The sequence below is a fragment of the Hylemonella sp. GW821-FHT12C09 genome, from assembly GCF_058807395.1.
The window spans coordinates 131,860-152,960 of record NZ_JBXAQQ010000009.1; the positions used below are offsets into that span (position 1 = coordinate 131,860).

Consider the following 21,101-nt stretch of genomic DNA (forward strand, 5'->3'; position numbering starts at 1 on the left):
TGAGCAGCACGATGGGCATGATGGAACGGATCCTGCGACTGATGTCCGAGAAAAAGGCCTCGGACATCTATCTGTCGGCCTTCTCACCGGCGCTCATCCGCATCAACGGCCAGTGCGTGCCGATCAACAACCAGCCGCTGCCGGCCGACGCGCCGCGCAACCTGCTGGCGGAGATCATCCCCGAGGAACGCCTGGCCGAGCTCGATGCCTACAGCGAGCTCAATATGGGCTTCCCGCTGCAAGGCGTCGGGCGCTTCCGTCTGAGCGCCATGCGCCAGCGCGGCACGGTGGCCGCCGTGATCCGTTTCGTCTCGGGCGAGATCCCCTCGCTGGGCTCGCTCTCCCTGCCCCCCATCCTGGGCGACCTGATCATGGAAAAGCGCGGCCTGATCCTGATGGTGGGCGCCACCGGCATGGGCAAGAGCACCACGCTGGCAGCCATGATCGACTACCGCAACGAAAACGCCTCGGGCCATATCCTGACCATCGAGGACCCGATCGAGTACCTGTTCAAGAACAAGCGCTCCGTGGTCAACCAGCGCGAGGTCGGCGCCGACACCAAGAACCTGAACACCGCCCTGCAGAACGCGCTGCGCCAGGCGCCCGACGTGATCATGATCGGTGAAATCCGCGACCGCGAGACCATGTCCGCGGCCATCGCCTACGCCCAGTCCGGCCACCTCTGCCTGGCCACCATGCACGCCAACAACAGCTACCAGGCGCTCAATCGTATCCTGAGCTTCTACCCGGTGGAAGTGCGCCAGACCATGCTGGGGGACCTCTCCAGCGCGCTCAAGGCCATCGTCTCGCAGCGCCTGCTGCGCACCACCACGGGCAGCCGCACCCCGGCGGTGGAGATCATGCTCAACACCAAGCTGATCTCGGACCTGATCGAGAAAGGCGACTTCTCCAGCATCAAGGAGGCGCTGGAAAAGGCCATGGCCGAAGGTTCGCAGAACTTCGAGCAGGACATCGCGCGCCTCATCACCGAGGGCGTGATCGACCGCAAGGAAGGCCTGGCCAATTCCGATTCACCCACCAACCTCATGTGGCGCCTGCAGAACGACTTCCAGAAGCCGTCCCAGGCCCAGGCCGACGAGCACCAGGACGACGAACCGTCCTTCACCGAGATCACGCTCGATGTGAAGCATTGATGAGTGCAGCGCAGAACCGCTTCAAGCAAACTCGCGCCCCCTCGGGGGGCAGCGCAGCCCATGCAATGGCAGGCGTGGGGGCCCCATGATGTCCCGTACCCTGCAACTGACCGAGCAACTGATCGCACGCCCGTCCGTCACACCCGACGATGCCGGCTGCCAGGCCCTGCTGGCCGAACGCCTCCAGGCCCTGGGTTTTGTCTGCGAGTCCATCGTCAGCGGCCCCGCCGACTTCCGTGTCACCAACCTGTGGGCCAAACGCATGGCCCGAGCCGGCGCCCCACTGCTGGTCTTTGCCGGCCACACGGACGTGGTGCCCACCGGTCCGGTGGCGCAATGGAGCCAGGACCCGTTCACCCCCACCCACCGCGACGGAAAGCTGTACGGCCGGGGCAGCAGCGACATGAAGGCCTCGATCGCCGCCTTTGTCGTGGCGGTGGAGGAGTACCTTGCCTCGCACGCCCAGGCCCCGCTCAACATCGCCCTGCTGCTGACCAGCGATGAAGAAGGCCCTGCCGTGGACGGCACGGTGGTGGTTTGCGAAACCCTGAAAGCGCGCGGCGAAAAGCTGGACTACTGCATTGTCGGCGAGCCGACCTCGGTCCAACGCACCGGCGACATGATCAAGAACGGCCGCCGGGGCACCATGAGCGGCAAGCTCACGGTCAAGGGCGTGCAAGGCCACATTGCCTACCCGCACCTGGCCAGGAATCCCATCCACCAGTTCGCCCCGGCGCTGGCCGAACTGACTGCCATCGAATGGGACCAAGGCAACGATTTCTTCCCGCCCACCACCTGGCAGGTCAGCAACATCCACGGCGGCACGGGCGCCAGCAACGTGATCCCGGGAAGCGTGGTGGTGGACTTCAACTTCCGCTTCTGCACCGAGTCCACGCCGCAGAGCCTGCAGCAACGCCTGAGTGCCGTGCTGGACAAGCATGGGCTGGAATATGAGCTCGCCTGGACCGTCGGCGGGCTGCCCTTCCTGACCACCCCGGGTACGCTGGTCAACGCCGTGCGCGAGGCCATCCGCGCGGAAACGGGCATCGAGACCGAACTCTCCACCAGCGGCGGCACCAGTGACGGCCGTTTCATCGCCCAGGTCTGCCCGCAGGTCATCGAACTGGGCCCGACCAACGCCACCATCCACAAGATCGACGAATGCGTGCCGGTGGCCGACATCGAGCCGCTGAAAAACATCTACCGGCGCGTGCTGGAAAAGCTCGCGTCATGAACAGTGCCCCCACGAAGTCAGCGACCGTGATCAAACTGATCGAGGCCGGCGCCAGGCAGTTCGACGCTGCCGGCTTGGTCTATGGACACGGCACCAGCAACGCCTTTGATGAGGCCGCCTGGCTGGTGCTCTGGCAACTGGGCCTGCCGCTGCACGACCTCGACGCGGTGGCCGATCGCCCGGTCGACCCGCAAGTACAAGCCAAGGTTGAGGCGCTCCTGCAAGAACGCGTCACCACGCGCAAGCCCGCCGCCTACCTGACCCACGAGGCCTGGCTGCAGGGTGTGCCCTTTTACGTGGACGAACGGGCCATCGTGCCGCGCAGCTTCATCGCCGAACTGCTGGCCGACGGCACCATCGACGCCTGGCTGGGCGAACACACCCAACGCGTACTGGACCTGTGCACCGGCAATGGCAGCCTGGCCGTGCTGGCCGCCCTGGCCTGGCCCGAGGTGAGCGTAGACGGTGCTGACCTCTCCGACGACGCCCTGGCCGTGGCCCGCATCAATGTGGACCGCCACGCGCTGCAAGACCGCATCACCCTGGCGCAATCCGACGGGCTGGCCCGGGTGCGCGGCCCCTATGACCTGATCCTGTGCAACCCGCCCTATGTCAATGCGCAGAGCATGTCCGCCCTGCCCGCTGAGTACCGGGCCGAACCCGAACTGGCCCTGGCCGGCGGCAGCGATGGCATGGATTTCATCCGCCGGCTGCTGGCCGATGCCCCGGCGCAAATGACCGAACACGCCGTGCTGGTCCTGGAGATCGGCAATGAGCGCGAGCACTTCGAGGCGGCCTTCCCGCGCCTGGAAGCTGCCTGGCTGGAAACAAGTGCAGGCGACGAACAAGTCCTGCTGATAACGCGCGAAGCGCTGGAAAAATGAAACACCCCTGTGGCGGCTCTCGCCGCCTTCCCCTCAAGGGGACAACGCCAGTGGCCCGGCAAAGCCGGTTCCACGGCGTTCCACGGTTAGCCCCTTCCATGCGTCGCGTGCCCTATAACGCGACAGAACACAAGCAATGATTACTCTTAAAAACGTCACCCTGCGCCGCGGCGCCAGGGTGTTGCTGGATGCTGCCTCCGTCACCGTCAATCCTGGTGAGAAGGTCGGCCTGGTCGGACGTAACGGCGCTGGCAAGTCCACCCTGTTCGCCCTGCTCAACGGCACCTTGCACGAAGACAGCGGCGACTGCAACATCCCGGCCCAGTGGCGCCTGGCCCAGGTGGCCCAGGACATGCCCGAGACGGCCGAGAGCGCGACCGACTTCGTGATCGCCGGCGACACGCGCCTGGCCGCCGCGCAGGCCGAGGTGGTGGCCGCCGAAGCCACCGATGACGGCGAACGCATGGGCCACGCCTACATGGAGCTGCACGATGCCGGTGCCCACGACGCCTCGTCCCGCGCGCAGGCGCTGATCCTGGGCCTGGGCTTTCGCACCACGGAACTCGACAAGCCCGTGAACAGCTTCTCCGGCGGCTGGCGCATGCGCCTGCAACTGGCACGCGCGCTGATGTGCCCCTCGGACCTGCTGCTGCTGGACGAGCCGACCAACCACCTGGACCTGGACGCCCTGGTCTGGCTGGAAGCCTGGCTGCAGCGCTACACCGGCACCATGCTGGTCATCAGCCACGATCGCGAGTTCCTCGATGCCGTGACCAACGTCACCGTGCACATCGAAACCGCCAAGCTCAACCGCTATGGCGGCAACTACACCAAGTTCGAGGACATGCGGGCCGAGAAGATGGAACTGCAGCAGGCGTCCTACGCCAAGCAGCAGGAGAAGATCGCCCATCTCAAGAAGTTCATCGACCGCTTCAAGGCCCAGGCCAGCAAGGCCAAGCAGGCCCAGAGCCGGGTCAAGGCGCTGGACCGCATGGAAAAGATCGGCCCGCTGTTGGCCGAGGCCGAGTTCACCTTCGAGTTCAAGGAGCCGGCCAACCTGCCCAACCCCATGCTGTCCATGCAGGGCATCGACTTCGGCTACCCGCCGCCAGAAGGCGCGCCCGCCGGCACGCCACCCACGGTGATCGTGAAGAATGTCAGCAAGTCGGTGCTGGCCGGACAGCGCATCGGCATCCTGGGCGCCAACGGCCAGGGCAAGTCCACCGTGGTCAAGACCATCGCGCGCGACCTGGCGCCCCTGGCGGGCGAGATCATCGAGGGCAAGGGCCTGTCCATCGGCTACTTTGCCCAGCAGGAGCTCGACGTGCTGCGCCCGCAGGACACACCGCTGGAACACATGATCTGGCTGGTCAAGGACACCACGGCACGCGGTGCGCTCAGCGGCCAGGCCACCCGCGAGCAGGACCTGCGCAGTTTCCTGGGCAGCTTCAACTTCACGGGCGACCAGGTCAAGCAGACCGTGGGCACCATGAGCGGCGGCGAGAAGGCGCGCCTGGTACTGTGCATGCTGGTCTGGCAGCGCCCCAACCTGCTGCTGCTGGACGAGCCCACCAACCACCTGGACCTGGCCACGCGCGAGGCCCTGGGCATGGCGCTCAACGAATTCGAAGGCACGGTGATGCTGGTCAGCCACGACCGCGCCCTGCTGCGTGCGGTGTGCGATGAATTCTGGCTGGTCTCTCGCGGCGGCATCAGCCCCTTCGACGGCGACCTGGACGATTACCAGCGTTATCTGCTGGACGAAGCCAAGCGCCAGCGCGAGGCCCTCAAGGAGGCCAATGCCGCCGCCTCCGCGGCGGCCAGCGCCCCACCGCCTCCGCCCGCCGTGGCGGCCCCTGAGCCGGCCCGCCCGCGACGCGAGGACAACCGCACCCGTCAGCTGCGCAAGGAGTTCGAGCTGTGCGAGGCCCGCATCGCCGAACTGATGCAGGAGAAAGCCGCGCTCGAAGAGCGGCTCTCCGGTCAGCCCGGCATGGATGAGATCAATGAACTCGGCAAGCGCCTGGGCGCTCTGCAGGATGAGCTGGACCAGCTCGAAGAACGCTGGCTGGAACTCAGCGGCAGCCTCGGCGACTAGTGTGCGCCGGCCTTAATCGGCGGCGCGCTGCGGGCTTTGCTGCATCTGCTGCATGGACTCGCCGACCTTCTGCTTGACCTGCTCCATGGTCTTCTGGCCCTGCTCGAGCTCCTGCTTCTTGGCCGCCCCCACGGTGGCCGCCGTGGTCGCCGTCTCGGCGCCACAGCCCGCCAGCATGAGCACCGTCAGGCTGATGATGATTGTTTGAGACATGGTCGTTTCTCCTGCTTGATGCCGACGACGAAAAAGCGCATTTTGTCCCCTGCGCCACCAGGACGGGACTGATTTTTATGCAATAATTGAGCTCTGGGTTCTTAGCTCAGTTGGTAGAGCAGCGGACTCTTAATCCGTAGGTCGAGTGTTCGAGTCACTCAGGACCCACCAGATCAAAAGGGATCTGATCGCAAGATCAGATCCCTTTTTCTTTGTGCCTCAAAACACCGTGCAACAACAAAAAAGGCCTTGCATTGCTGCAAGGCCTTTTTGATTTGGCTCCTCGACCTGGGCTCGAACCAGGGACCTACGGATTAACAGTCCGGCGCTCTACCGACTGAGCTATCGAGGAATATTCGGTTCAACAAATTGTACTTGGTAGGACGTGCGGGATTCGAACCTGCGACCAACGGATTAAAAGTCCGCTGCTCTACCAACTGAGCTAACGTCCCCCACAGCGGGACGCTTACGCTAACCCCGACAAGCCTTCAATTATAGCGTCATTTTCGTACGATCTTCAAGCTCGCTTCACGATTTCATCCAGGACCCAGCCGGCGGCGCACTGGCCGAAGGTGGCCGTGACAGCCACCAGCGAGCCATAGCCGCTGCAGTTGAGCGTGCCATCGCCTTCGACCGCACAGGACGCATCGGGGCCGCTGACCGCCTCGCGGCTGAACACGCAGGCCACCCCGATCTTGCGCCCCTCACGGGCAGCGCCGTGCTCCTTGCGCAGACGGTAGCGCAACTGCGCCAGCAAGGGGTCATGGGTGACACGGCCCAGGTCCTCGATGTCCACCTCATGCGCCCGGCGCTTGCCACCGGCAGCACCCGCCGCGATGAAAACGAGCTTGTTCTTGAGGGCCCAGGCCGCCATGGCGGTCTTGGCGCGCACCTGGTCGCAGGCGTCGATCACGGCATCCACGCCGGCCGGCAGCAAGGCGGGCCAGTTATCGGGTTCCACGAACTCCTCGATGCATTGCACCTGGCAAGCCGGATTGATCTGCGTGATGCGGTCGCGCATGGCCAGCACCTTGGCCTGGCCCAGCGTGGCCTCCAGGGCATGGATCTGGCGGTTGATATTGGATTCGGCCACGTGATCGAGGTCGATCAGGGTCAGGCGCCCCACACCACTGCGCGCGAGGGCTTCCACGGCCCAGGAACCAACCCCGCCGACCCCGACCACGACCACATGGGCAGCACGGATGCGCTGGGCGCCGGCCACGCCATACAGCCGGGCCAGGCCACCGAAGCGGCGTTCAACGTCCATGGCGATCAGGCCATGCGCTCCAGGCGCCACATCTGGTACTTGAAGCCGGCGACCGAGCCGGCCACGATGGCGACAAAGGCCACCAGGCTGTTGAGACCCAGGGTGGACAGGCCCGTCAGGCCCTGGCCGATGGTGCACCCCATGGCGGTCACGCCGCCCACGCCCATGAGGACGGCGCCCACCAGGTGGTTGGCCACGTCCTCGGTGCCGCCAAAACCTTCCCAGCGGAAGCTGCGGGTCCACAAAGCCATGATCGCGGACCCGGCGATGACGCCGAAGACCGAGACGATGCCCAGCGTGAGCACCTTGCTCTTGTCGCTGTAGAACATCAGCCAGTCCAGTGCGTAGGACACCGGGGCGACGAAACTCATGGCTTCGGAACGCCCCGAGTTGGTGGCCAGGAAGATCTCTTCCAGGGTGTCCGGATGCTCGGCCACATGCCCCAGGGAGCCGCTGACCCACCACATGGCCACGATGATGCCGCCCACGCCCAGGCCGGCCAGCAGGTTGTCGCCCTGCATGAACTGCTGACCCCGCAGCGCCCAGACGATCAATACCGCCCCCAGGCCCAGGCCCAGCAGCAAGGTGGCCAGGCTAGGCGTGAGGCCCAGGGCCGTGGCGGCCAGGTGCGGCAGATTGGCGCTCACGGCGAAGTCCACCCCAACCTGGTCCACGGTGGCCACGCGCCAGACGGCGGTGACCCCCTTCATGGTGGCGAAGCCCGCCACGCCCATGACCAGCAGGACCACCAGGGATTTGAGATTGCCGGAGCCGACACGCACCAGGGTCTTGCTGCCGCAGCCCGACGACAGCACCATGCCGAAGCCGAAGAGCAGGCCGCCAACGCCCGCCGAGAGCCAGAGCCAGCGTTTGCCGCCATGCAGGGTCTTGGCGGGATCGATCAGGCCCGCATAGGCCAGCAAGGCAAAGCCGGCCATGGCCACACCGATGGCCAGGACCCACTGGCGCATGCGCGTCCAGTCGCCCATATTGACCACGTCACTGACGGCGCCCATGGTGCAGAAATGGGTGCGCTGGACGAGTGCACCGAAAAGCAGGGAAAGAAGAAAAGAAGCGCTCAACACCAGGGTGTTGAGCGCCGAGATGTCGGCGGTTTGCATGTCCTGGATTCTAAAGCCAGGACGCGAACCCCTACTTGAGACGCGGCAGGCGCTGCTTGGCGGCGGCGGCGGCCTCGGACTGCGGGTAGGCCTTGATCAGGTCTTCCAAGGTCTTGCGCGCAGCCTTGACGTCCTTGAGTTCGACCTGGCAGTTGGCGATCGACAGCACGGCCTCGGGCGCGCGCAGATGATCCGGCGCCTGGGTCAGCAGGTTGCGGAAGTTCTGGATGGCTTCCTTGTAATCGCGCGTGGCGTACTGCGCATTGCCCAGCCAGAAGAAGGACGAGGGGGCGTAGCCGCTGGTCGGATAGCGCTTGAGCAGTTCGACGAAGGCGTTTTGCGCGCCGGCAAAGTCGCCCTTTCGGAACACGCCAAGCGCGGCGTCGTAGTCACGCTTCTCGGCCTGCTCGGCCAGGAACTCGCGACCATCGACCGTGACCTTGGCGGGCTCGAACTTGCGCAGGCGCTCGTCGAAGCCGCCCAGCAGATCCTTCTGCTGGCGCTGCAGTTCGGCCACGTCGCGCGCAAGCTGTTCGTTCTGCCCGACCAGGCGTGCCATGTCGGCGCGCAAGGTCTCGATCTGGGTCTGCAACTCCAGCAGGCTGCGACGCAGCAGGGCATTTTCCTCCGCGCTACGGCTGGCCTGCTCCGTTGAACGCGTCTCGGAATCCTGCCGCACGCTGTCCACGCGCTGGCGCAGATCCAGGATGGCGCGGCGGGCCTCCTCGTCGTCGAAGAGGCCGGCCTGCGCCACGGTGACGCCGCAGGCACACAGCAGCAGGGCGGCAAGGCGGGTGCGCGTGTTCATCGCTGCGTCTCCAGCGCCCGATCAGCGGTAGCTGATCTCGGCACGGCGGTTCTTGGACCAGGCGGCCTCATTGCTGCCCTGGGCAGCCGGCTTTTCCTTGCCGAAGCTCACGGCCTCGACCTGGCCGTCGGCCACGCCGAGCAGGCCCAGCGAGCGGCGCACGGCCTCGGCACGGCGCTGGCCCAGAGCCAGGTTGTATTCACGGCCGCCGCGCTCGTCGGTATGGCCTTCGATCACGACCTTGCGGCTCTTGTCGGCCTTGATGTGGCGAGCATGGGCATCGATCAGGGCCTGGAACTCGGGCTTGATGACGTAGCTGTCGTAGTCGAAATAGACCAGGCGCGAGACGTTCGCAATGGCGGCCTGGGAGGATTTGCCGTCGTCGACCGGAGTCACCGCAGTCTTGGCGACCACGCTGTCGCCGGAGCCCGCAGCGGCGGCGCCGCTGGAGCGGTCGTCCACCGGCGGGTTGTCCAGGTTGACGGAAGAGCAGCCTGCCATCAGCAAGGTCACGGCGCCGATCAGCGCGAGTTTTTTCATCGACATGTTTTTTACTCCTGTGGTATCGATAGGGAATCAGTTGGGTGTTTTCTGGAAGGGGCCCCAGTCGGGCTCTCGGATGTCTCCGCCCTGCCCGGCCAGACGGGCCTTGATCTTTCCATCCAGCGTGGTGGTCATCAGGGCTTCGCGCTCCTGCTGCTTGGTGGCGTAGAGGAGCAGGCGGCCATTGGGGGCAAAACTCGGGTTCTCGTCCGCACTGGTTTCGGTCAGGGCCGTGACATTGCTGGTGGACAGCTCCATCACATGGAGCTTGAAGGCACCGCTCACCCGGGAAATATAAGCCAGCCAGCGGCCGTCGGCGCTCAGGGAAGGGGAAATGTTGTAAGTGCCGGTAAACGTCACGCGCTCCGGGTTGCCGCCCGCAGCCGGCATGCGATAGATCTGCGGACTGCCACCCCGGTCGCTGACGAAATAGATGAACCGGCCATCGTGCGAATAGGTGGGTTCGGTGTCGATGCTGGACGATTGGGTCAGGCGACGCGGCTCGCTCCCCGCGGTGGTGACGTCCAGCGTATAGAGTTGCGAACCGCCATCGCGGCTCAGCGTGACGGCTAGGCTGCGCCCGTCAGGCGACCAGGCCGGCGCGCTATTGGAGCCGCGGAAGTTGGCCACCAGTCGACGCTTGCCGCTGGCCACGTCGTGGACATAAACCACCGGTTTGCGCGACTCGAAGGACACGTAGGCCAGCTGCCGGCCCTCGGGTGACCAGCTCGGAGAAATGATGGGTTCGGGGCTGGTCAGGGCTGGCTGCGCGCCCTCGCCGTCCGCATCGGCCACCCACAGGCTGTAGCGCTGCTCCGCCTTGGTGACGTAGGCGATGCGGGTGGAAAAGATGCCCTTGTCGCCCGTCAGCTTCTCATAGACGAAGTCGGCGATGCGGTGCGCAGCCAGGCGCAGATCGGCCTGGCTGATGGCGTAACTCTGCCCGCCCAGGTCACGCCCGGCCACCACGTCCCAGAGGCGGAAGCGCACGTCATAACGGCCATCGGCCAGACGCGAGACGCTGCCTGCGACCAGGGAATCGGCGCCGCTCTGGCGCCACGGCACCAGATCGGGCTTGGCGTTTTCGTCCAGCGCGCCCGTGCGGGTCGGCACGCTGCGGAACTGACCGCTGCGCTCCAGGTCGGCCTGCACGATGGCACTGATCTTCTGCGGCGACGCGTCTTCGCCACGGAAGGGGGCGAAGGCAATCGGCAGCTGCGTCAGGCCTACGCCGGACACCTCGACCCGGAACTGGGCATAGGCCGGCCAGGCGGCCAGCAGCGTCATCAAAGTTAGCAGGTATCGTCTCATCATTTTCTGCATTATCCCAGCCTCGTCATGACGACATCGTCATCTGGACGGGCCTGAGCATAACCCGAGGCCGCACGCACGATGTCCGACTGCACCCGCTCGCGCACCGTGCGGGCGTTCTGCGACTCCTGCGCGCGCGCCGCCTCCTTGTGCCAGAGGTGGAACACCTCGGTGGCGCAGAAGCCGTTCTTGCGTGCCACACCCGCGTGGTGCAGGCGCAGCACGAAGTCGGCGTCCTCGTGGCCCCAGCCGACAAACGACTCGTCGAAGCCGTCGATGCGCTCGTAGTCACTGCGCCAGACTCCCATATTGCAGCTGCGGATGCCCTTCCAGTAGAACCCGGGGCGAACGCGACCTCGCCAGTCGGGCAGGCGCACCAGATGGGTGAGCTTGCTGGCATGGCCACGCAGGCGCTGCCCCAGCCAGTAGAGTCGACTGCGGCCGCAGATCTGTTCGGAACCGCTCACCACAGCCTGCGTGAGTTCGGGCGACAGCAGCACGCGGCTGCCGTTGACGAAATGTCCGGGCGCGGCCAGCCGCTTGTGACGGGCGATGAAATCCACCTCGGGCACGCAATCGCCGTCCATGAAGATGAGGTACGGCCCGCTGGCCGCCGCCACACCGCGGTTGCGCACCTTGGAGGCGGTGAAGCCGACATCGGGATGCCAGACGTGCGTCAGGCGCAGTTCACGCGCCACGGCAGAATCGAGGATGGCCCGGCGATGCTCCTCACGCGAGCCATCGTCGGCCACGACCACTTCGAAATTCCGGTCGGTCTGCCTAAGCAGCCCCGCGAGCACCGCCAGCAGCGCATCGCTGCGGTTGTAGGTGGTGATGACCACAGATACGGTCTCGGAGGGGTTCATTTTGAACTAGACTACACGGCTGATACAGGTCCGCGCCAAGCGGGCGGGCCGCCGAATACTACCACCCCCGATGAGCCAAATTTCCGTCTACATCATTGCCTACAACGAGGCCGAAAAGGTCGCGGCCACGATCGAGAGCGTGCAGTGGGCGGACGAGATCATCGTGGTCGACTCCCACAGCACGGACGGCACGCAGGACATTGCCACCCGCATGGGGGCGCGCGTCGTGCAGGTGGTGTTCAAGGGTTTCGGCGACCTGCGCAACCAGGCGATCGCAGCCTGTACGCATGAATGGATCTTCAGCGTCGATGCCGACGAACGCTGTACGCCCGAGGCGGCAGCCGAAGTACGGGCCATTGCCGACGACCCGGACTCGCTGGACGTCTGGCGTGTGCCCCGGCGCAACTACTTCATGGGCCGCTGGATCAGGCACTCGGGCTGGTACCCCAACTTCCGCCAGCCGCAGCTCTTCCGCAAGGGCGCGATGAGCTACGACCTCAAGCCCGTGCACGAGGGCTACGTGCTGCACAGCGACAAGCCCCTCGGCACGCTGAAGAACGCCATCTGGCAGTTCCCCTTCAAGAACATGGCCGAGGTCATGCACAAGGCCAACCGCTACTCCAGCCTGGGCGCGGAGAAGATCGTGCACAAGCGCATCTCCATGGGCTCGGCACTGGCCCACGGCATCTGGTCTTTCGTGAAGCACTACATCTTCAAGCTCGGCTTCCTGGACGGCTGGGCCGGCTTCATGATCGCGCTGGGCAACTTCGAGGGCACCTTCTACCGCTACGTGAAGGCGCTGGAGATGCAGAAGGGCGAAGCCTGGAAGGCGCCCAAGTCCTCGGCAGGCAAAACCTGATGCCCCCGACCAACCGCGCCCTGTACCTTCGGCTGCTGGGCTATGTGCGGCCCTACTGGAAAGCCTTCGCGCTGGCGGTGGTCGGCATGGTCGCTACAGCGGCGACCGAGCCGGTCTTCCCGGCCATCATGAAATACCTGCTCGACCGGGGCTTTCAAACGGACGATGCGCGCATGGTCTGGCTGATCCCGACGGGCATCGTCCTGCTCTTTCTGGTGCGCAGCCTCTTTGTCTACCTCACCGGTTACCTGATGATGTGGATTTCGAGCCGGGTGGTCACCGACCTGCGGCGCGCCATGTTTGCCAAGCTGATCACCCTGCCCACGCAGCATTTCGACCAGCACTCGGCGGGCCAGCTGATCTCGCGCCTGGTGTACGACGTGAGCCACGTCTCGGAAGCGGCCACCAGCGCCCTGGTCACGATGGTCCGCGAGTCGCTCACCGCCGTGGCCCTGCTGGCTTACCTGCTCTACTTGGACTGGAAGCTGACGCTGGTCACGCTGACGATCGGGCCCGTCATCGCCTTGACGGTCAAGTCCTTCGGCAAGCGCATGCGGGCGGCCAGCCAGAAAAGCCTGCAAGCAATGCGCCTCATCTCGCACACCATCGAGGAGTCCGCCAAGGCGCACAAGGTCGTGAAGATCTTCGGCGGGCAGGCTCATCAGGCGCGGCGCTTCGAAGATGCCACCGAGCAGTTCCGTCGCGCCCAGATGCGCGAAGCCATTCCCGCCTCGGCCACCACCCCCATCACCCACATCGCGGCCGCCATCGCCGTGGCGGTCATCACCTACCTGGCCTTGAGCCAGACCACCGGCAAGGCCGGCGCCTCGGCCGGTGGTTTTGTGTCCTTCATCACGGCAATGCTGCTGCTGATCTCCCCCCTCAAGCAGCTCACGACCATCAGCACCACCCTGCAAAAGGGATTGGCGGCCGCCGAAAGCGTCTTCGACCTGCTCGACATGCCGGAGGAGTCCGACGGCGGCCATCGCCCCCTGGGGCATGCCCGTGGCGACATCACCTTTGAAGGCGTGCGTTTCAGCTACCCGGGCGCCGAACGTCTGGCCCTGAACGACGTCAGCTTCACCGTGGCAGCCGGCCAGACCGTCGCCCTGGTCGGCGCTTCGGGGGGCGGCAAGACCACCATCAGCGCGCTGATTCCCCGCTTCTACCATGCCAGCAGCGGCCGGATACTGGTGGACGGGATCGACATCCAGGACCTCACCTTGATGAGCCTGCGCCAGAACATCGCCCTTGTCAGCCAGGATGTGGTCCTGTTCAACGACTCCGTGGAAGCCAACATCGCCTACGGCACGCTGGGCACCCACAGCCGGGACGACGTGATCCGGGCCGCACGCGCCGCCCACGCCTGGGAATTCATCGAACAGCTACCCGACGGCCTGGACACCATGATCGGCGAGAACGGCGCCCGCCTGTCAGGCGGACAGCGCCAGCGCATCGCCATTGCACGCGCCCTGCTGAAGAACGCACCCATCCTGATCCTGGACGAAGCCACCTCGGCTCTGGACACCGAGAGCGAGCGACAGGTCCAAGCTGCGCTGGCGGTCTTGATGAAAGACCGTACGACACTGGTCATCGCCCACCGCCTGAGCACCATCGAGCACGCCGATCGCATCCTCGTGCTGGACCAAGGTCGCATCGTCGAAAGCGGCACCCACGCCGAGCTGCTGGCCGCCAGCGGCTACTACGCCAACCTGATCCGCGTACAGACATGAACATCCCCATCCTCATGTACCACCAGATCGACGTGCCGCCACCCAGCGGTACGCCGCTGCGCGGGCTGGTGGTCTCGCCCGGTGCGTTTGCAAGGCAGATGCGGCTGCTGAAGCTGCTGGGTTACCGCGGCCTCTCGATGCGCGATCTGGAGCCCTACCTCACGGGCGAAAAGCAGGGTCGGGTCGTGGGCATCACCTTCGACGATGGCTACCAGAACAATCTGCACCACGCCCTGCCCGTCCTGCGCAAGCACGGCTTCACGGCCACCTGCTATGCCGTGAGCAGCAAGATCGGCGGCACCAACAGCTGGGACCAGGGCCTGGTGGCCGAAAAGCCGCTGATGACCCAGGCCGACTGGCAGGCCTGGCTGGCCGGCGGCATGGACATCGGCTCCCACACCCGCACGCACGCCGACCTGAACCAGGCCAGCGCCGACCAGGCGCGCGAAGAAATCGCCGGCTCCAAGCGCGAGCTGGAAAATACCCTGGGTTGCGAAGTACGGCACTTCTGTTATCCCTATGGCCGCTTCGGTGCCGAGCACAGCCAGATGGCCCGGGAGGCCGGCTATGTCACGGCCACCACCACACGACGCGGCCGCATGCGTTCGGGTGACGACCCGATGACGCTGCGCCGGGTGCTCGTGGCACAGGCGACCCATCTGCTGCATTTCGCCCTGAAAATCGGCACAACCTACGAAGACCGGCGCGGCTGACTACCCATGAATCTCTACACAAACAAACCCGATGACTACTTCGCCAAAGCGCGTCAGGAAATCGAGCCGCTGCTGCGCCTGGGTAAAGGACAGGCCTGCCGGGCTCTCGAGATCGGCTGCGCTGAAGGCCATACTCTGGAATGGCTCAAGCAGGCCGGTTATTGCAGTTGGGTAGCCGGCGTGGAGCCGTACGCCGAACGTCATCCTGAAAATACATCCATTGACCGCTTCGACCGTTTGGACATTGAGGCTCAACTGCCGGACATCTCACCCGCGTCGCTGGATATGATCCTATGTCTGGACGTTCTAGAGCACCTGAACAACCCTTGGGATGCCATGCGCCGCTTGTCTGGCCTTCTCAAGTCCGGTGGTCTGTGGATCATCAGCGTGCCCAACATTCGGAATTACCACGTGCTGGTGGACTTAGCGTTTCGCGGTCGTTTTCACTACACCGACTCGGGCATCATGGATCGCACACACCTGCGTTTTTTCACGCGTAGCACCCTCATAGAACTGATTGAATCAACGGGCGCGCACATCGACACCGTGATCGGGAGCGACAGCACGCGCTGGCAAAAAAGGCTGCTGAGTGCAATGGGCCTGGGCGACTTGCTGGCAAAGCAATTCTTGGTGGCCGCCACCAAGCGATGAGCCAACTAGACCACCGAACTCATCCATCATGACGGTGCCCTTTACGCTGTTTTGCAAGAGTTACCGTACCGACCTGCGGCGCGTAATGCGGCTGGCGCAATCGGTCGTCCGCTACAACGTGGACGGCCTGCCGTTCTACGTCTCCGTGCCGAAAACGGATCTCGCTCTCTTCCGGCAGCATCTTGATGGCATGGCATTGCAGGTCATCGAGGATGAGGAAATCCTGGCACAAACCCCCTATGCCGGCAGAAATCTTACCGGGGGATTACCCGGCCACATCTCACAGCAGATCGTTAAATCCGAATTCTGGCGGCTAGGCCTGTCAGACGCCTACCTGTGCCTCGACTCTGATGCGGTCTTCATCCGGCCCTTCCGGATCAGCGACTTCATCTGGGGCGATGGCATTCCCTATACGGTTATGGACGAGGGCCATGACTATCTGGAGTTCTCGCTGTCCGGCGGCAAACCACAGATCCTGAGCGACTTCCGGCAGGAGGCCGAGCGCGTACAGCAACTTTTCGGGCGCTCGGGCCGGATTTACTCCTTCGGCCCCTTTCCGTTGGCCTGGCACCGATCGGTCTGGGAAAGCCTGGAACAAGAGTACCTGCGCCCCCGCGGAATGAACCTCGTCGATGCCATCCAGTCGGCTCCGCTGGAGTCGCGCTGGTATGGTGAGGCCCTGCTCGCCTACCAGGCAATTCCTCTGATGCCTTGCCAAGCCCTGTTCAAGGTCTACCACTATGCTTGGCAATTCGATCAGGATCGTCGGAAAGGCATCAGCACCGAAAAGCTGTCAGGCATTTATGCCGGCGTCATTTACCAGTCGGCCTGGGAGCGAGAGATGGACTGGCCCAGCGAGGGCGGCAACCTGGCCTCCCGCATCGGTCGGCGCTTGCGCCGCCGCCTGGGACGGATCTGAACGGCTAGGCCTTGCGCTGCCCGTGCAGGCGCATGGCACTCGCCGCAAAGGCCAGCATGAAACCCTGCATTTCGAGCATGTGGTCACGGAACACCGAGTCAGTGCCCCCCCGGACGATCCAGAACACCGACAGTGCCACGAGCACCAGCCCCCAAGACCTCACCGGGCCATCGCTACGCAAGCCGGCCCATCCCTGTCGGAGATTGGCCAGCAAGACTCCCAGATAGAGAGCGGCTCCCAGCCAGCCGATGGCCAGCATCGTATCGATCCAGCCGTTATGGGTATGCGCCATCCTGATCGCCGGCTCCGGGCACACCTGCCGCAGCAACTTCTGAAACGCCTGACGCGAGCCATCGCTGCCCCAAGGGTGGCTGGCAGCCAGTTCGACACCGGCCCGCAACAGCACGACCCGGGAGCCATCCCCGCGAACGATCCCCTCGACAGCCCACGGCGCGCGATCCAGCGAACCGTATTTTTTCACTACCGCCTCTGAAATGGCCGGCTCCCCCTCGCACTCGATCTGAACCGGCTGGCCCAGGAAACCCGGCTGCAACTCGCTGGTCAGGTTGTGCCATCGTGGATCAACGTTGAAGGCAAAGACAAACAAGGCGACCACCCCCACGGCCCCAAGCCCCATCGTTCTCAACACCAGCCGGTTATCGCGCAATGGCCGAAAAAGCACCGAAGTCACGAGGATCAGCATCGCGCCGAACACTGCAAACGCGACCCCCGCCCTGGATTGGGCCGCCAGGGTGCTCGCGACGGCCGCCAGCGCGAGCAATACCGCCAGCCATCGAATCCTTTTCTCCCCGGTCATGAAGGCCGCCATGAGCAAGATCGTCGCGTGGCCCGCTGCGTATCCCAGGTCCGCATGATGCGTTTCACGCCCCCAATACCCCCAGGGCAGGCTGCCGCCTTCGACAGCCTTCCAGGCAAACATGAGCAGATGCACCAGATTCGGCACGGCACTGACCGCCCCCAGTGCAAGGAGCATGTTGCCAACCGGGAGTCTCCTGCTCAGGATCACGGCGGCTCCAGCGCCGGCCACCATGGCCAGCAATCCCTTGCCCCACTGTCCCCCCAGGCTTTTCCAGGCCGTCTGGTGATCATCGGCCAGGAGCGGAAAGAACAGCAGATAGGCGGCCCACAGCAGGATGGGCCAGCCAAACCTGAGTTCGCCAAGAATGGAGCGGAATTGCCAGGCCAGGCAGGCGAGCAGGCAGGCCAGCGCAAGGTTGCGCAGGGCAATGGTGTCCGCCATCGGCAACACGGCCAGATAGATGGCAACGAACAGGCTGGTCCAGGCAGCCGGGGCCAACCCCGACGCCCTCAGAGAACGTTCTTGATTCTGCGTTTCCATAACCATCTCTTGATCAAGCTGCGCGGTGCATCACCGGCAAGTGCACCATGACGCAACTGCCACCGGGCCTGTAGCGCGGAGGTCCATTGACCTTCTTCACGCAGACGCTGGTAAGCCTGCAGAATCGCCAGATTGCCCAGACGCGTGTGTTCGAAGCGCGCGTCCGGATGCTTGGATTTCAGCAGCTTCTTGTTGCGCTTGATCAGGGCCCGCGCCGCAGGGCTGGCCTTGAACGTGGCACTGCCCACATGCAGGATGAATACATCCTCGGTGATCATCTGGCGGTAGCCGGCCTGGGACAGGCGCAGGCTGAAATCGAAATCCTCGTAGTACCCCAGGCCGAAATCGAGATCGAGACCACCGAGCCGGTCCCAGGCATCGCGCCGAATGGCAATGCAGAAGAAGTCGCAGCGGTAGGCCGGCATCAGCTGGTGCGTCGGGTTCTCGTTCAGCCACTGGCCGACCTGCAGCCAGTCCTCGTGCGTGGCCCCGGGTTTCCACAGGCGCTGCCCGTTGCCGGCCGCATTGGTCACGGGCCCGAGCATGGCCACATCGGCAGGCGCTTCACGCACCACCGACTTCAGGGCGTCGAGCGTGCGCGCGGGAAAGACCGTGTCGTTGTTGACCAGCAGCAGCCATCGGCCGCGCGCCTGCCCCGCGCCCCAGTTCATGCCTCCCGCAAAACCGCGGTTGCTCTCGCTCAGAAGGCATTTGACCTGCGGATGGGCTGCACACCATGCAGCAGTTTTTGCGGCTGAATCATCGGGCGAACCGTTGTCGACGACCAGGACTTCGATCTCGGGATCGTCCAGCCAGGGGACCAGGGAATTCAGGCAGGCACGCGTGGTCCCATCGAAGTTGCGAAAACCCAGGACCACCAGTGAAAGCAGCGGTGAACTCAAGCGAACCTCCTCGGAAGTGGCGCAGCCCAGCCCAGCAATCGACCCACGGCGCCCTGTGTGGTGTAGGGGCTGCCGCGTCCGCTGTCGGGCAACCCGGAGCTGTGCCAGCGGTCGCGGATCTGCTCCAGCGCCAGCGCGAGCTCACGGCCGGCGGTCGTTGCATCCTGTCCCGGCCCGCCCGTCTGCACGGCCACGTGGCCTTCCCCGCGCAGCATGGCCGCCATCTGCGGATTGCGATGCACCGTGGCCAGAATGGGGCGCTGCATCCACAGGTATTCGTAGAGCTTGGAGGGGATGTACTCCTCGCAGATCGGCTCCTCGCCGTGCAGCAGCAGCAGCACGTCCACACCACGCATGCGGCGCAGGATCTGCTCGCGGCCGCTTTGCCCCGTGGCGGGATCGGCTTCGATGCGTCCGAGATGACGCACGCAGGCGCGCACCGGCGACTGCGCGATCTTCGCCGCCGAAACAGCATCCAGCGGGCCGCCCGTGACGTGCAGTTCGGTCGCGGCCACCAGGTCCGGACGACGTGACTGCAAGGCCTCCAGCGCCTCGATGAAGGGCACGAGGTTGCGCGTAGCCGAGAGCGAACCGAAATGGCCGACGACGAATTTCGGGCCCGGCTGGTAGGGTGGCAGGGTCTGGAACGGCGGGTCGATGCCGGGCAACAGCATCTTGCCGCGCTCCCCCAACTCCGGGTGGCGCGCCCGCGCGCTAGCCAGGGCCTGCTCGGTGAACCAGATGGCCAGGTCGGCCTCGCGGCAGATCAGGCCTTCCACCCGCGCCTGCATCTTCTGCTGGGCCGTGTGCGGCGTATTCCCTGGTGTGATGAAAGGGTCGTGCACCTCGGCCAGCCACGGTGTGCCCGTCGCCTTTTTCAGGGCGCGGCCGGCCAGGTGCGCCGCAAAGGCGCCGCCCGTGGAATAGATCAGGTCGAAAGGCTGCTGGCGGGCCAGCGCCCTGCCCTTCACATAGGCACTGAGCCACCAGGACCAAGAGCTTTCTACCGGGCGCAGCAGCTTCTCGAGGATGAGCCCAGGCAGCAGCACCAGCGAGGCCAGGGTCATCAGGACGCGGTAGACGACGCGGTTGTCAAAGCGCCGGCGCAGCACATGGCGCAATTCGAAGCGCAGGCCGGCCGGGCCCGCGGGCCAGAGCTGATGGTGTTCGACCACCGTGTCCCGGGTGCCCGACACGCCGCTGAGCACCACCACCTCGATGCCGGCGGCGCGCAGATGCGGGAGCTTGTCGGTGATGGTCTGGCTGGCGGCCCGGCCATCCATATTGAAGGCATGGGCCAGGATGAGCCAGCGTTGCCGGGTCGGTTCTGTCATCAGGATAGGGCAGCGGCTTGCTGGTAGAGCGCTTCGTATTGTAGGGTGGCGCTTTCCCAGGTATGCGCCTGCGCAAACGCCAAGCCATGCTGGCGCAACTGGTCGGCCAGCTCGGGCTGGTCGAGCACGGAGCGCAGCAGACGCGCCAGGGCCTGGGCATCGCGCGGGTCGTGCAGCAGCAGGGCCTCGTGGCCGTCGTGCAACTCGCGCGAGATGCCGCAATGCACCGGGCCGCTGACCACCACCGGCAGGCCGTGCGCCATGGCTTCGAGCACCACCATGGCATAGCTGTCCTCCAGCGTCGGATGGGCGAGGCAGTCGGCGGCCCGATAGGCCGGGACGAGATCATCCTGCGATCCGAGGAAATGGACCCGGGTCGCCACGCCCAGCTTCTCCGCCTGCTGCCGATAGTGTGCAATGGGTGCCGGATTCCCTGCCACGGCCAGATGCACCTCGGCAGGCAGCTTGGCAAGTGCCTGCAGCAGCGCATCGAGCCCCTTGCGCTTGTAGTCGTTGGCCACGAACAGCAGCAGGGGCACCTCGGGCGGCAGATCGAGCTGCCGGCGCGCCATGGTCCGTGTGATGGTGTCCTGCCGCAGATAGGTGCCCGGCGTGATCACCGACAGCCGTTTGCGGCTGGCCGGATAGGCCTGCTCGCACTCGAACCGCAGCGTGCTGGAGGTTGCCACGATGGCCCGGCCGGGCTTGCGCTTGAACCTTGCGCCCTCCAGCCAGACATAGGTGATCAGGCGCGGGCTGGTCACCACCTTGAGCCAGCGCAGCACGCGGCTCAGGCCCCGACGGCCGTGCAACAGGTTGTGGCGCAAGGGCCGTACGTGCACGGTCTGCACCTGGCCGTGCCAGGTGTTCTCGTGCGAGTGCACCACATCGAAACCCTTGCGGGTACGCCACCAGGTGGCGATGGCAAACAGCAGCTGGTTCACCCAGCGCGGCTTCTGACCCAGACAGAACACGCGGTGGTAGGTCACGCCGGCCACCGGCTGGTTGGTCTCCTGCGCAAACACATGGACCTCGTGCCGCGCTGCCAGCTGCTGCGTGATGGCCACCGAATAGCTCTCGGCGCCGCCGGCAGACCTGGAAAATACGCGGTTGATGACGGCGATGCGCATG

At 65.0% G+C, this 21,101-nt stretch carries 20 protein-coding genes and 3 tRNA genes; 10 read left to right on the forward strand and 13 right to left on the reverse strand.

Going from position 1 to position 21,101, the window contains the following annotated elements; genetic code table 11:
• Positions 1–11 precede the first annotated feature (11 nt).
• From AC1RRP_RS15295 to AC1RRP_RS15310, 4 genes are all read left to right on the forward strand, one after another.
• Entirely contained in the window at positions 12–1,154 is a 1,143-nt protein-coding gene (locus tag AC1RRP_RS15295) for a PilT/PilU family type 4a pilus ATPase (RefSeq protein ID WP_493037703.1), read from the forward strand.
• Between the two features lie 88 nt (positions 1,155–1,242).
• Complete coding sequence (dapE, locus tag AC1RRP_RS15300; RefSeq protein WP_493037705.1) at positions 1,243–2,388, forward strand: succinyl-diaminopimelate desuccinylase; 1,146 nt, start codon at positions 1,243–1,245, stop codon at positions 2,386–2,388.
• Entirely contained in the window at positions 2,385–3,272 is an 888-nt protein-coding gene (gene prmB / locus AC1RRP_RS15305; RefSeq protein WP_493037646.1) for a 50S ribosomal protein L3 N(5)-glutamine methyltransferase, read from the forward strand. Before dapE ends, prmB begins: the two co-directional genes overlap by 4 nt.
• Positions 3,273–3,408: 136 nt before the next feature.
• Positions 3,409–5,370, forward strand: a complete 1,962-nt coding sequence (locus AC1RRP_RS15310) for an ABC-F family ATP-binding cassette domain-containing protein (protein ID WP_493037648.1) — start codon at positions 3,409–3,411, stop codon at positions 5,368–5,370.
• Between the two features lie 12 nt (positions 5,371–5,382).
• Here AC1RRP_RS15310 and AC1RRP_RS15315 read toward each other — a convergent pair whose 3' ends face one another.
• Positions 5,383–5,583, reverse strand: coding sequence for a hypothetical protein (locus tag AC1RRP_RS15315; RefSeq protein WP_493037650.1), 201 nt, complete (start codon positions 5,581–5,583; stop codon positions 5,383–5,385).
• Between the two features lie 95 nt (positions 5,584–5,678).
• Between AC1RRP_RS15315 and AC1RRP_RS15320 the strand changes: the two genes are divergently transcribed.
• Positions 5,679–5,754, forward strand: a tRNA-Lys gene (locus AC1RRP_RS15320).
• 105 nt (positions 5,755–5,859) lie between these two features.
• Here the strand turns inward: AC1RRP_RS15320 and AC1RRP_RS15325 are convergent.
• From AC1RRP_RS15325 to AC1RRP_RS15360, 8 genes are all read right to left on the reverse strand, one after another.
• A tRNA-Asn gene (locus tag AC1RRP_RS15325) sits at positions 5,860–5,935 on the reverse strand.
• Positions 5,936–5,959: 24 nt separating this feature from the next.
• Positions 5,960–6,035: transfer RNA gene (locus AC1RRP_RS15330), tRNA-Lys, on the reverse strand.
• A 65-nt stretch (positions 6,036–6,100) separates the two neighbouring features.
• Complete coding sequence (locus tag AC1RRP_RS15335; RefSeq protein ID WP_493037652.1) at positions 6,101–6,850, reverse strand: tRNA threonylcarbamoyladenosine dehydratase; 750 nt, start codon at positions 6,848–6,850, stop codon at positions 6,101–6,103.
• Positions 6,851–6,855: 5 nt separating this feature from the next.
• A complete protein-coding gene (locus tag AC1RRP_RS15340) occupies positions 6,856–7,971 on the reverse strand; it encodes a YeeE/YedE family protein (RefSeq protein ID WP_493037654.1) in 1,116 nt (371 codons plus the stop codon).
• Between the two features lie 31 nt (positions 7,972–8,002).
• The gene (gene ybgF, locus AC1RRP_RS15345; protein WP_493037656.1) at positions 8,003–8,779 is read right to left on the reverse strand and encodes a tol-pal system protein YbgF; all 777 of its coding nucleotides are present in this window, start codon (positions 8,777–8,779) and stop codon (positions 8,003–8,005) included.
• Between the two features lie 21 nt (positions 8,780–8,800).
• Complete coding sequence (gene pal / locus AC1RRP_RS15350) at positions 8,801–9,319, reverse strand: peptidoglycan-associated lipoprotein Pal (RefSeq protein WP_493037707.1); 519 nt, start codon at positions 9,317–9,319, stop codon at positions 8,801–8,803.
• A 36-nt stretch (positions 9,320–9,355) separates the two neighbouring features.
• Complete coding sequence (gene tolB / locus AC1RRP_RS15355; protein ID WP_493037658.1) at positions 9,356–10,645, reverse strand: Tol-Pal system beta propeller repeat protein TolB; 1,290 nt, start codon at positions 10,643–10,645, stop codon at positions 9,356–9,358.
• Positions 10,645–11,499 (reverse strand): glycosyltransferase family 2 protein, encoded by an 855-nt coding sequence (locus tag AC1RRP_RS15360; RefSeq protein ID WP_493037660.1) that lies wholly within the window; start codon positions 11,497–11,499, stop codon positions 10,645–10,647. Before AC1RRP_RS15360 ends, tolB begins: the two co-directional genes overlap by 1 nt.
• A gap of 70 nt (positions 11,500–11,569) precedes the next feature.
• On the opposite strand from AC1RRP_RS15360, the gene AC1RRP_RS15365 reads away from it, so the two are divergent.
• Genes AC1RRP_RS15365 through AC1RRP_RS15385 form a run of 5 tightly spaced genes read left to right on the forward strand, consistent with a single transcriptional unit; the run spans position 11,570 to position 16,374 of the window.
• Positions 11,570–12,358: a glycosyltransferase family 2 protein gene (locus AC1RRP_RS15365; RefSeq protein ID WP_493037662.1), complete on the forward strand. Its 789-nt coding sequence runs from the start codon at positions 11,570–11,572 to the stop codon at positions 12,356–12,358.
• The gene (gene msbA, locus AC1RRP_RS15370; protein ID WP_493037664.1) at positions 12,358–14,091 is read left to right on the forward strand and encodes a lipid A export permease/ATP-binding protein MsbA; all 1,734 of its coding nucleotides are present in this window, start codon (positions 12,358–12,360) and stop codon (positions 14,089–14,091) included. Before AC1RRP_RS15365 ends, msbA begins: the two co-directional genes overlap by 1 nt.
• Positions 14,088–14,804 carry a polysaccharide deacetylase family protein gene (locus AC1RRP_RS15375; protein ID WP_493037666.1) on the forward strand — a complete coding sequence of 239 codons (717 nt, stop codon included), beginning with the start codon at positions 14,088–14,090 and terminating at the stop codon, positions 14,802–14,804. Before msbA ends, AC1RRP_RS15375 begins: the two co-directional genes overlap by 4 nt.
• A 6-nt stretch (positions 14,805–14,810) precedes the next feature.
• A complete protein-coding gene (locus AC1RRP_RS15380; protein WP_493037668.1) occupies positions 14,811–15,455 on the forward strand; it encodes a class I SAM-dependent methyltransferase in 645 nt (214 codons plus the stop codon).
• Between the two features lie 28 nt (positions 15,456–15,483).
• Positions 15,484–16,374 (forward strand): DUF6492 family protein, encoded by an 891-nt coding sequence (locus AC1RRP_RS15385; protein WP_493037670.1) that lies wholly within the window; start codon positions 15,484–15,486, stop codon positions 16,372–16,374.
• Positions 16,375–16,378: 4 nt separating this feature from the next.
• Here AC1RRP_RS15385 and AC1RRP_RS15390 read toward each other — a convergent pair whose 3' ends face one another.
• The 4 genes from AC1RRP_RS15390 to AC1RRP_RS15405 are packed head-to-tail and all read right to left on the reverse strand — an operon-like array spanning position 16,379 to position 21,100.
• Complete coding sequence (locus tag AC1RRP_RS15390; RefSeq protein ID WP_493037671.1) at positions 16,379–17,734, reverse strand: O-antigen ligase family protein; 1,356 nt, start codon at positions 17,732–17,734, stop codon at positions 16,379–16,381.
• Positions 17,704–18,636, reverse strand: coding sequence for a glycosyltransferase family 2 protein (locus tag AC1RRP_RS15395; protein WP_493037673.1), 933 nt, complete (start codon positions 18,634–18,636; stop codon positions 17,704–17,706). Before AC1RRP_RS15395 ends, AC1RRP_RS15390 begins: the two co-directional genes overlap by 31 nt.
• On the reverse strand, positions 18,633–19,970 hold the full coding sequence (locus AC1RRP_RS15400; protein WP_493037674.1) for a glycosyltransferase: 1,338 nt from the start codon (positions 19,968–19,970) through the stop codon (positions 18,633–18,635). The genes AC1RRP_RS15395 and AC1RRP_RS15400 overlap by 4 nt, the downstream gene beginning before the upstream one ends.
• Positions 19,970–21,100: a glycosyltransferase family 4 protein gene (locus tag AC1RRP_RS15405; protein ID WP_493037675.1), complete on the reverse strand. Its 1,131-nt coding sequence runs from the start codon at positions 21,098–21,100 to the stop codon at positions 19,970–19,972. Before AC1RRP_RS15405 ends, AC1RRP_RS15400 begins: the two co-directional genes overlap by 1 nt.
• Position 21,101 lies beyond the last annotated feature (1 nt).

Coding starts and splice junctions, on each gene's coding strand:
- AC1RRP_RS15405 (WP_493037675.1), bottom strand. CDS start 21,100: ATGCGCATCGCCGTCATCAACCGCGTATTTTCCAGGTCTGCCGGCGGC.
- AC1RRP_RS15360 (WP_493037660.1), bottom strand. CDS start 11,499: ATGAACCCCTCCGAGACCGTATCTGTGGTCATCACCACCTACAACCGC.
- ybgF (WP_493037656.1), bottom strand. CDS start 8,779: ATGAACACGCGCACCCGCCTTGCCGCCCTGCTGCTGTGTGCCTGCGGC.
- AC1RRP_RS15310 (WP_493037648.1), top strand. CDS start 3,409: ATGATTACTCTTAAAAACGTCACCCTGCGCCGCGGCGCCAGGGTGTTG.
- prmB (WP_493037646.1), top strand. CDS start 2,385: ATGAACAGTGCCCCCACGAAGTCAGCGACCGTGATCAAACTGATCGAG.
- AC1RRP_RS15375 (WP_493037666.1), top strand. CDS start 14,088: ATGAACATCCCCATCCTCATGTACCACCAGATCGACGTGCCGCCACCC.
- tolB (WP_493037658.1), bottom strand. CDS start 10,645: ATGCAGAAAATGATGAGACGATACCTGCTAACTTTGATGACGCTGCTG.
- AC1RRP_RS15385 (WP_493037670.1), top strand. CDS start 15,484: ATGACGGTGCCCTTTACGCTGTTTTGCAAGAGTTACCGTACCGACCTG.
- AC1RRP_RS15340 (WP_493037654.1), bottom strand. CDS start 7,971: ATGCAAACCGCCGACATCTCGGCGCTCAACACCCTGGTGTTGAGCGCT.
- AC1RRP_RS15380 (WP_493037668.1), top strand. CDS start 14,811: ATGAATCTCTACACAAACAAACCCGATGACTACTTCGCCAAAGCGCGT.
- AC1RRP_RS15400 (WP_493037674.1), bottom strand. CDS start 19,970: ATGACAGAACCGACCCGGCAACGCTGGCTCATCCTGGCCCATGCCTTC.
- msbA (WP_493037664.1), top strand. CDS start 12,358: ATGCCCCCGACCAACCGCGCCCTGTACCTTCGGCTGCTGGGCTATGTG.
- dapE (WP_493037705.1), top strand. CDS start 1,243: ATGTCCCGTACCCTGCAACTGACCGAGCAACTGATCGCACGCCCGTCC.
- pal (WP_493037707.1), bottom strand. CDS start 9,319: ATGAAAAAACTCGCGCTGATCGGCGCCGTGACCTTGCTGATGGCAGGC.
- AC1RRP_RS15295 (WP_493037703.1), top strand. CDS start 12: ATGGGCATGATGGAACGGATCCTGCGACTGATGTCCGAGAAAAAGGCC.
- AC1RRP_RS15390 (WP_493037671.1), bottom strand. CDS start 17,734: ATGGAAACGCAGAATCAAGAACGTTCTCTGAGGGCGTCGGGGTTGGCC.
- AC1RRP_RS15365 (WP_493037662.1), top strand. CDS start 11,570: ATGAGCCAAATTTCCGTCTACATCATTGCCTACAACGAGGCCGAAAAG.
- AC1RRP_RS15335 (WP_493037652.1), bottom strand. CDS start 6,850: ATGGACGTTGAACGCCGCTTCGGTGGCCTGGCCCGGCTGTATGGCGTG.
- AC1RRP_RS15315 (WP_493037650.1), bottom strand. CDS start 5,583: ATGTCTCAAACAATCATCATCAGCCTGACGGTGCTCATGCTGGCGGGC.